The sequence below is a fragment of the Hymenobacter coccineus genome (assembly GCF_001816125.1).
GTDB classification, from domain to species: domain Bacteria; phylum Bacteroidota; class Bacteroidia; order Cytophagales; family Hymenobacteraceae; genus Hymenobacter; species Hymenobacter coccineus.
This window is the reverse complement of the sequence record NZ_MDZA01000113.1, coordinates 1-7,180: the sequence shown is the minus strand read 5'-3', so window position 1 is coordinate 7,180 and position 7,180 is coordinate 1. Positions and strand designations below refer to the sequence as shown.

Below are 7,180 nucleotides of genomic sequence, written 5' to 3'. Positions count from 1 at the left end.
CCTCCCGTATGCTTCCTTCCCTCCGTTTTGCGCCCGCGGCGCTGGCCGTGGCGCTGCTGGCTACCGCCTGCCACCAGGCCCCGCCGCCCGCCGCCGCGCGCGGGGCCCCGGCGACACGGCGCTCTGCCCCGGGCCCTGCACCCGAGCGCCCGCGCCCCCTGGCGCGGGCTTTTTGGGGCCGGGCGGGGCCCCGGGGCCCTGGCGGCCGTAGTATCTTGCCCGCCGTTGCCGCCCTGTTTCCCTCCCGTATGCTTCCTTCCCTCCGTTTTGCGCCCGCGGCGCTGGCCGTGGCGCTGCTGGCTACCGCCTGCCACCAGGCCCCGCCGCCCGCCGCCGCGCCCGCCGCCCGGCCCGTGGTGCCGGGCCCCGACATTGCCACCCTCACCGACGAAACGGCCCCGGCCGCGCTGCTCGCCTACGGCCAGCAGTACCCCGGCTCGGAGGTGCTGTTCACCACGCGCTTCGGCAAAATCCGGGTGCATTTGTACGACGACACGCCCATCCACAAGGCCAACTTCCTGCTGCTTACCCGCAAGGGCGTGTTCAGCGAAACCATGTTCAACCGCGTGGTGAAGGGCTTTGCCGTGCAGGGCGGCCAAACGGCGGGGCCCCGCACCATCCGGCTGCACCGCTACCGCCTGCCGCCCGAGTTCCGGCCCGCGCACTTCCACCACCAGGGGGCCCTGGGCATGGCCCGCTACGACGACGAGAACCCCGGCCGGCTCTCCTCCAACACTGATTTCTTCTTCGTGATTGGCGAAAAGCTCGACGCCCGCCAGGCCCAGGCCATGACGCCCCGCCGCTTGACACCCGAGCAGTTGCGCGCCTACGCCACACAAGGCGGCACGCCCTCGCTCGACGGCCAGTACACGGTATTCGGCGAAATAACCGAGGGCCAGGACGTAGTAAACAAGATTTCGCAGGTGCCCGTGGAGCCCGACAAGTGGCCCGTGCAGGACATTACCATGAAAGTAGAAGTGGTGAAATAGGGCCCCGGCTTAGTCGCTCACCCCAAATCCGGGTAGCGGGCCCCGTTCAGGCCCACGGCTGCTCCGGGGCCATAAAGCTGGCCAGTACCGGCGCCAAACGGGCCGTGTGGCCAGCAGCGGTGTTCATCTGCTGCACGAACTGCGCAAAATCCTGGGGGTCCACGGTGCGGAACTGCATCGACCACTCGGCGAACGCGCGGCCCTGCGCGCGGCCATCCGCCAGCTTGGTCACGTTGCGGTGCCGCGCGTCGGCGGCAATGATGGCAAAAAGCGCGTGCAGCGCATCGGCCTCGCCTTCGAGCACTTGCAGGATCTGGCCCTCACTGTAGAGCAGGACGCCGGTAACTTGTGCGCGCGCATTGTTTGCGCGCCAGGGCCCCAACAGGCGGCGCAAATCGGCAATGGTAAGCGGAAAATTAGCGGTGCTGGTGTAAACCAAGTAGTGCATGCGGGTAAGAAACAAAACAGGTTAGTGGCCAAATTTACCGGCCGGCATCAACCCGTGCAAACACAACCGTAGCGCGGAATAAGCATTAAAAAAGGCCTCTTGCTTGCGCAGGAGGCCTTTTTTAGTAGGACTGGCAGCAATGGTCCGCCACCGATTCAATCATTCGTCATACTTAATCTCGGCAGGATGCCGGCCGCTTACCAAATACGCGAGCGGTCGGTGGTAGCGCGCACCATCTTGGTGCCGTCTTTGCAGCCAAATGCTTCGTAGAATTCGGGCATGTTCATGAGCGGGCCGTTGGTGCGGAACTGCTCGGGCGAGTGCGGGTCGGTTTGCACTTGCTGGCGCACGTACTCGGGGCGCGAGTTGGCGCGCCAGATCTGGGCCCAGCCCAGGAAGAAGCGCTGCTCGGGCGTGAAACCATCAATTTTCTGGCCGCCCTTGGCTTGCTGCGTTTTCTGGAAGGCTTGGTGGGCGATGGTGAGGCCCCCAATGTCGGCCAGGTTTTCGCCCATCGTCAGCTTACCGTTTACGTGCACCGAGTCAATCGGCGTGAAGGCGTCGTACTGCTTGCCCACCATGTCGGCCTTGGCCGTGAACTTCTCGTTGTCCTCCTTGGTCCACCAGTCGCGCAGGTTGCCCTTGGCGTCCGAGCGGCGGCCCTGGTCGTCGAAGCCGTGGGTCATTTCGTGGCCAATCACGGCGCCCACGCCGCCGTAGTTCACCGCGTCGTCGGCCTTGGGGTCGTAGAACGGCGGCTGCAAAATGCCGGCCGGGAACACGATTTCATTGAGGCTGGAGTTGTAATAGGCGTTCACCGTGGGCGGCGTCATGCCCCACTCCATGCGGTCAATCGGCTTGCCAAACTTGCCCAGATTGTCGGCCCGGCGCCACTCGGAGGTGGCCAGCAGGTTTTGCAGCGCGCTCTGGCGGGTAATGTTCAGCTTCGAGTAGTCCTTCCACTTGTCGGGGTAGCCAATCTTCACGGCGAAGCCGTTCAGCTTCTGAATGGCCTCCTTCTTGGTGTCGGCGCTCATCCAGTCGGTGGCCATGATGCGCTCGGCGTAGGCGGCGCGCAGGTTTTCCACCATCTGCTTGGCGCGGGCCTTGGCGGCGGGCGAGAAGGCTTCGTCCACGTAGAGCTGGCCGAAAGCTTCGCCCAGGGCCCCATCGGTGGCGCGCAACGAGCGTTTCCAGCGAGGCTGCTGCTGCTTAGCGCCCGTCAGCACCTGCTGGAAGCGGAACTGCGCATCGCCGTACGCCTTGGGCAGGGCCGAGGTCACGTCCGACACCAGGTTCCAGCGCAGGTACTGCTGCTGGTCGGCAATGGGCGTGCCGGCCAGCAGCGTGTTCACGGCCGCCAAAAACTCGGGCTGGCCGATGATGACGTCCTGGGCCCCGCTCAGGCCCGCGTCCTTGAGGCGCAGGGGCAGGTTCAGGTTGGGGTAATCCTTCACGGCCTGGGCCACGGGCACCTTGTTGTAGTTCTTGAGGCGGTCGCGCAAATCCACGCGGCTGCGGCTAGCCTGGGCCAGCTTGGTTTCCAGGGCCAGCACGGCCTCGGCGTTGGTGGTGGCCAGGGCCGGCGCATCGCCGAGTAGCTGGAAGATGCTGGTCATGTACGTTTTATAGCCCGCCCGCACGGCTTTCGAGCGCGCGTCTTCCTTCAGGTAGTAGTCGCGGTCGCCAAGGCCGAGGCCCCCCTGGCGCAGCTGCACCGCGTACACGCTGCTGTTTTTGCTGTCCTGCCCCACGCCCATGCCGTACCAGCCGGTCGAAATCGACTTCGGGCTGGCCATGTACTGCTGGATGGCGGCCAGGCTTTTGAGGCCGGCAATTTGGGTCAGGCGCGGCTGCAAGTACTTCAAGCCCGCTTTTTCAATGGCCATCGAGTCCATGGCAGCGGCGTAGAAGTCGCCCACCTTCTGCTCGTTCGAGCCCATCTTGGCGGTGGGGGCCGCGGCGGCGGCCTTCACCAGAATGCGCTTCTCGATGGCCTGGTTGCGGTCGCCCAGCTCGTTGAACGAGCCCCAGCGGCTTTCAGCGGCCGGCACAGGGTTGTTTTTCAACCAGTTGCCATTGGCATAGTGGTAAAAATCGTTGCAAGGCTGCACCGAGTTGTCGATGTTGGCCAGGTTGATGCCGATGCCCTCCTGGGGCGGGGCGGGCTTGGATTTGGCGGGTGGTCCGGCCGCTACGGCTGCGGCCACGCCGCTCAAACCCAGGGCGGCCAGGCTCAGCCGGCGCACAATGGTGGTTGAAAACATAGGAGGAAAAATGGGATTGGGAAAAGAAAATACGTTGCAATAACCTTAAAGACATGGTTTCTTAACCTGCGTTGCAGCAGATAGCCGCCCGGGGCCCTACACAATTATGGCATTGGCGGTAGGGCCCCGGGCCGCCGCAAAAAGCCCCGCTGCCAGGGCTGGCAACGGGGCTTCGAGCAAGCGAATCGAGGCGATTCCTTACCAGATTTTGGCGCGGTCGGCTTGGGCGCGCACCATTTTGGCGTCGTCCTGGCAGCCGAAGGCTTTGTAGAACTCGGGCATGTTTTGCAGGGGCCCGATGGTGCGGAACTGGTTGGGCGCGTGCGGGTCGGTGAGGATGCGCATGCGGGCGGCCTCGGGGCGCATGTTGCTGCGCCACACCTGGGCCCAGCTCAGGAAGAAGCGCTGCTCGGGCGTGAAGCCGTCGAGCTTAGCCTGCTCCTTGGCCTGCGGGGTTTTCTCGAAGGCCTGGTAGGCGATGGTGAGGCCCCCGAGGTCGGCGAGGTTCTCGCCCATCGTCAGCTTGCCGTTCACGTGCACCGAATCCAGCGGCGAGTAGCCATCAAACTGCTTGCCCACCACGGCGGCGCGGGCCGTGAACTTCTCGCCGTCCTCCTTGGTCCACCAATCTTTCAGGTTGCCCTGGGCGTCGTACTGGCGGCCCTGGTCGTCGAAGCCGTGGGTCATCTCGTGGCCAATCACGGCGCCGATACCGCCGTAGTTCACCGCGTCGTCGGCCTTAGGGTCGTAGAACGGCGGCTGCAAGATGCCGGCCGGGAACACGATTTCGTTCATGCCCGGGTTGTAGTAGGCGTTCACCGTGGGCGGCGTCATGCCCCACTCGGTGCGGTCAATCGGCTTGCCGAACTTCTTGAGGTTGTCCTTGGCGGCCCAGGCGCGGGCGGCCAGCACGTCGTTCAGGTAGCTGGCGCGGCTGATGGTGAGGGCCGAGTAGTCCTTCCACTTATCCGGGTAGCCAATCTTCACGGCGAAGGCGTTCAACTTCTTGATGGCCTCCACTTTAGTGGCGGCGCTCATCCACTCCGTGGCGTTGATGCGCTCGGCGTAGGCCGTGCGCAGGTTCTCAATCATCTCCTTGGCGCGGGCCTTGGCGGCGGGCGAGAAGGCCTTTTCCACGTAAATCTGGCCGAAGGCTTCGCCCAGGGCCCCGTCGGTGCTGCGCAGCATGCGCTTCCAGCGGGGCTGCTGCTTTTTAGCGCCGCTCAGCGTTTGCGAAAAGCGGAACTGCTCGTCGCCGAACGCCTGCGGCAGGGCCCCCATCAGGCTGCTGGTGAGGTGCCAGCGCAGGTAGGTTTTCTGGTCGAGCAGCGGCTCGGACTTGAGCATGGCGCTCACTTCCTTTAGGAATGCGGGCTGGCCCACAATCACTTCCTTGGCCGTGCCCAGGCCCTCCGTCTTCAGCATCAGGGGCAGGTTCAGGTTCGGGAAATCTTTGTTGGCCTGGGCCACCGTCAGCTTGTGGTAGTTGGCGTAGGGGTCGCGCAGGTCCACGGGCTTTTTGCTGGCCTTGGCCAGGCGCGTTTCGATGCGCATGACGGCGGCGGCGTGGGCCTTGGCGGCGGCATCGAACTCGCCAAGCAGCTTGAAAGTGTTCACCAGGTACGTCTGGTACGCGGTGCGGATGGACTTCGAGCGCGCGTCTTCGTCGAGGTAGTAGTCGCGGTTGGGCAGCGTGAGGCCGCCTTGCGAAAACTGCACCGCGTACTGCGAGCTGATTTTATCATCGGGCGATACGTACGCGTCGAACCACGCGCCACCGAGCGACACGGTTGGGTCGGCGAGCAGGCGCTGCATTTCGGCCAGGTTTTTCACCGCGTCGATGCGCTTGAGGTGCGGCTCGAGGTAGCGCAGGCCGGCTTTATCGATGGCGGCCGAGTCCATGGCAGCGGCGTAGAAGTCGCCCACCTTTTGCAGGTTCGAGCCCTTGGTGGCCGTGGGGGCCTGCTGGGCCGACTCGTCCAAAATGGTGCGCAGGGTGGCGTTGTTGTGCTCGGCGAGGATGTTGAACGAGCCCCAGCCGCTCTCGGCGGCCGGAATGGGCGTGTTCTTCATCCAGTTGCCCGACGAGTAATGGTAGAAATCGTCGCAGGGGTTCACCGACGGGTCCATGCCGGCCACGTCGAGGCCAACGCCCTTCACCACGGGGTCGGGGGCCGGGGCGGCGGCAACGGATGGAGCGGCCGGCGCGGGCGCGGCGGTTGTGGCGGTGGGCTTGCTGCCGGCGCAGCCGGCCAGGGCCAGCGCGGCAGCGGCCACGGCCGCCAGGGGCAGGTGGGAGGCTTTTGACATGGGTAGGAAAGGGGGAAAAGGATGGGGCGCCGCGGCCAGCGCCCGCGCTAAAATTAGATGGGCGCAAAGTAAAGGCTTAAAGCACATAAGCCGCACCCCGGCCGGCCGAGGCCCCGGGACCCCAAAACCCGCGGGGGCCCGCCTGTATCTTGCGCCCATGCCGCTCTACAACCGCCGTTCCGAAGCGCCCGTGCCCGCGCCGCCCGCCCCGCTGGGGCTGGCCGAGCTGCTGGGCCGCGTGCGCCTGGCCCTGCACCGCCAGTTCCCCGAGTCGTACTGGGTGGTGGCCGAGGTGGCCGATCTCACCAAGCCGCGCTTCGCCGGGGGCCACTGCTACCTCACCCTCACCGAGCAGGCCACCGACGAGCGCGGCCAGCCGGCCAAGGCCCAGGCCCGCGCCACGCTCTGGAGCCAGCGCTACCAGCAGGTGGTGCCCGCCTTCGAGGCTCATACCGGCCAGCCCCTGCGCCCGGGCCTGCGGCTGCTGCTGCGGGTGCAGCTGCGCTTCCACGAGCAGTACGGCCTGAGCCTCGACGTGCTGGCCCTCGACCCCAGCTACACCGTGGGCGAGCTGGCCCGCCAGCGCCTGCTGGCCCTGCAAACCCTCGAAATAAAGGGCCTGCTGGAGCGGCAGAAGCGGCTGGCCCTGCCCCTGGCCCCGCAGCGGCTGGCGGTCATCTCCTCCCCCACCGCCGCGGGCTTCCAGGACTTCGTGCGCCAACTCGAAGAAGCGCCCTACGACTTCGCCCTCACCCTGTTCCCAGCCATGATGCAGGGCGATGAGGCCCCCGCCAGCATCCGGGGGGCCCTGGACGCGGTGCGCGGCCGGCGGGCGCAGTTCGAGGCCGTGGTGATTATCCGCGGCGGGGGCAGCAAAACCGATTTGCTGGCCTTCGACGACTACGGCCTGGCCGCCGCCGTGGGGGCCTTCCCGCTGCCTGTGCTCACCGGCATCGGCCACGAGCGCGACGAAGCCCTGGCTGATCTGACGGCGCACAGGGCCCTGAAAACCCCAACGGCCGTGGCCGCCTTCCTTGTCGAGCGCCTGGCCCGGGTCGATGGCCTGCTGCACCACTTGGCCACCGAAATCCGGGCCGCCGCCGGCCACCACCTGCGCCAGCACAACGCCCACCTCGACCGCCTCACGGCCCGGGGCCGCGCCGCCG

Annotated in this window: 6 protein-coding genes; 3 read left to right on the top strand and 3 right to left on the bottom strand. The window is 66.2% G+C overall.

Annotated elements, in window-relative coordinates; genetic code table 11:
* Positions 1 to 211 (top strand): hypothetical protein (locus tag BEN49_RS28835; RefSeq protein WP_204376075.1); only part of this gene is annotated, 211 nt, incomplete at its 5' end.
* 37 nt (positions 212 to 248) lie between these two features.
* The gene (locus tag BEN49_RS08850; RefSeq protein ID WP_070742669.1) at positions 249 to 989 is read left to right on the top strand and encodes a peptidylprolyl isomerase; all 741 of its coding nucleotides are present in this window, start codon (positions 249 to 251) and stop codon (positions 987 to 989) included.
* 46 nt (positions 990 to 1,035) lie between these two features.
* Here the strand turns inward: BEN49_RS08850 and BEN49_RS08845 are convergent, their stop codons facing one another.
* The 3 genes from BEN49_RS08845 to BEN49_RS08835 all read right to left on the bottom strand — a co-directional run bounded on the left by BEN49_RS08845 (position 1,036) and on the right by BEN49_RS08835 (position 6,014).
* Positions 1,036 to 1,437: a BLUF domain-containing protein gene (locus BEN49_RS08845; protein WP_070742668.1), complete on the bottom strand. Its 402-nt coding sequence runs from the start codon at positions 1,435 to 1,437 to the stop codon at positions 1,036 to 1,038.
* A 197-nt stretch (positions 1,438 to 1,634) separates the two neighbouring features.
* Entirely contained in the window at positions 1,635 to 3,704 is a 2,070-nt protein-coding gene (locus tag BEN49_RS08840; protein ID WP_070742667.1) for a M13 family metallopeptidase, read from the bottom strand.
* A gap of 198 nt (positions 3,705 to 3,902) precedes the next feature.
* Positions 3,903 to 6,014 (bottom strand): M13 family metallopeptidase, encoded by a 2,112-nt coding sequence (locus tag BEN49_RS08835; protein WP_070742666.1) that lies wholly within the window; start codon positions 6,012 to 6,014, stop codon positions 3,903 to 3,905.
* A 157-nt stretch (positions 6,015 to 6,171) separates the two neighbouring features.
* On the opposite strand from BEN49_RS08835, the gene xseA reads away from it, so the two are divergent.
* The coding region (gene xseA / locus BEN49_RS08830) for an exodeoxyribonuclease VII large subunit (RefSeq protein ID WP_070742665.1) at positions 6,172 to 7,180 on the top strand (1,009 nt) is incomplete at its 3' end.